This is a genomic window from Pusillimonas sp. (genome assembly GCF_035515275.1).
Classification (GTDB): Bacteria; Pseudomonadota; Gammaproteobacteria; order Burkholderiales; family Burkholderiaceae_B; genus Pusillimonas.
The window spans coordinates 1-2,097 of record NZ_DATJBQ010000148.1; the positions used below are offsets into that span (position 1 = coordinate 1).

Consider the following 2,097-nt stretch of genomic DNA (forward strand, 5'->3'; position numbering starts at 1 on the left):
GGTGCCCGAAGCTCGCATCGCCGTTGCGCACGGACAAATGCCCGAACGCGAGCTCGAAGACGTGATGAAAGGCTTTTACCAACAACGCTACAACGTGTTGCTGTGCACCACCATTATTGAAACCGGCATCGACGTGCCCACGGCCAACACCATTGTGATTCACCGCGCAGACCGGTTGGGCCTGGCCCAGCTGCATCAATTGCGTGGGCGCGTGGGCCGTTCGCATCACCAGGCTTACGCTTACCTGCTCACCCCTGGCGAAGACGCCATGACCAGCAATGCCAAAAAACGCCTTGAGGCCATTCAGGCCATGGAAGAACTGGGTGCGGGCTTTTACCTGGCCATGCACGACCTTGAAATTCGGGGCACCGGCGAAGTGCTGGGGGAATCGCAATCGGGCAATATCCACGAGATCGGTTTTTCCATGTACTCGGAAATGCTGAACACGGCGGTGCGCGCCCTGAAGGCGGGCGAAGAGCCCGACCTTGACACCCCTTTTGCCTCGAACTGCGAAGTGAACCTGCACGCTTCCGCGCTGCTGCCTTCCGACTACTGCCCCGACGTGCATGCACGACTGGGTCTGTACAAAAAACTTTCGCATGCGCGATCCGAAGACGATCTGATCCTGATCCAGGAAGAACTGATCGACCGCTACGGGAAACTGCCTGAAGCGGCGCAGAACCTGCTTTCCACACACCGCTTGCGCATTCTTGCCGAACCCATGGGGGTGGTTAAGATCGATGCCGGCGAAAGCCAGGCCATGATACAGTTTTGCGCCAAGCCCAATATCGATCCGATGCGCATCATTCAGTTGGTGCAAACCCAGCGCAACGTCAAACTTGCCGGACAGGACAAAATCAAGGTCGAATACAAACCCGGCGGCGCCGCAAGCAACGGCAAGCAGTCGCCTCCCGGCGGCGTTGCCGCGCGGGTCGATGCCGTACGCGCCGTGCTGCGCGCCCTGTCCTGATCAGTGCTGCGTCCGCTTGCCGCAGCCCAATAAACCGTCAATTTTCAATTTCCCTTTTATCCATGAGTCACCTTATCCTTCAATCCCCCGGCTTGCGCACCGAGAATGTCGAGCAGATCGCCGCGCTGGTCAATGCGCAGGGCGTCCAAAGCCTTAACAATACGGCGGTCCACCTGACCGGCGTGGACACCGACACGCAAAGCGAAATCGACACTCGATGCCACGCTCTGGGCATCGACTACGCGTTTTTGGACACGATTCGCAGCCTGTCTGACTGCAAGGTACTAGCCATGGACATGGACTCGACGCTGATCAACATCGAGTGCATCGACGAGATCGCCGACATGGTGGGCCGCAAGACTGAGGTGGCGGCAATTACCGAAGCGGCCATGCGCGGCGAGATCACCGACTTCGCCGAAAGCCTGCGTCGCCGGGTAGCCTTGCTGAAGGGCGTGCCTGCCGCCGAACTGGAGCGGGTATATACCGAGCGCTTGAGGCTGAATGCAGGGGCAGAAAAGCTGATCGAGTCTGCGCACGCGGCGGGCTTGAAAACCTTGCTCGTCTCGGGCGGTTTTACGGTGTTTACGCAAAAGCTTCAAGAGCGTCTTGGGCTGGACGAGGCGCACTCCAACGTTCTGGAAATTCAGAACGGTCTATTAACGGGCAAGGTGTTGGGGCCGATTGTCGACGCCCAGGGCAAGGCGGATCGGGTGACTGAACTGGCTCAGCGCCTGGGGGCTTCGGCTGATCAGATTATTGCTTTGGGTGACGGTGCCAATGATCTGAAGATGCTTGCCTTGGCGGGCTATTCGGTGGCCTATCGGGCGAAGCCGATTGTGCGGCAGAAGACGCGGTTTGCGATTAATTTCTCGGGGCTCGACGCGGTTTTGAACTGGTTCACGGCGTAGGTCGCGCCCGACGGTCGTTATTGGGTTCTTAAGCGCCGTCGTGGGTGGCAAAGGTATTTTCGGACGGTCGGGCGGTTTGAGGCAGCGCCCTCCAACGTCCGAAAATACCTTTGCCACCCACGACGGCTCACGTATCGGTAAGCCATGCATGCAGGGGCGATCGGCGCGCTTTGCGTTCGATGAATATAGCCGCGGAAAGAATCACGTCAACACGAGATG

2 protein-coding genes are annotated in these 2,097 nt (G+C 58.8%); both read left to right on the forward strand.

Going from position 1 to position 2,097, the window contains the following annotated elements; all coding sequences use genetic code 11:
- Positions 1–970: TRCF domain-containing protein (locus tag VL003_RS10715; RefSeq protein WP_325442296.1), on the forward strand; the 970-nt coding region annotated here is incomplete at its 5' end.
- Between the two features lie 62 nt (positions 971–1,032).
- On the forward strand, positions 1,033–1,878 hold the full coding sequence (gene serB, locus VL003_RS10720; RefSeq protein ID WP_325442298.1) for a phosphoserine phosphatase SerB: 846 nt from the start codon (positions 1,033–1,035) through the stop codon (positions 1,876–1,878).
- Positions 1,879–2,097 lie beyond the last annotated feature (219 nt).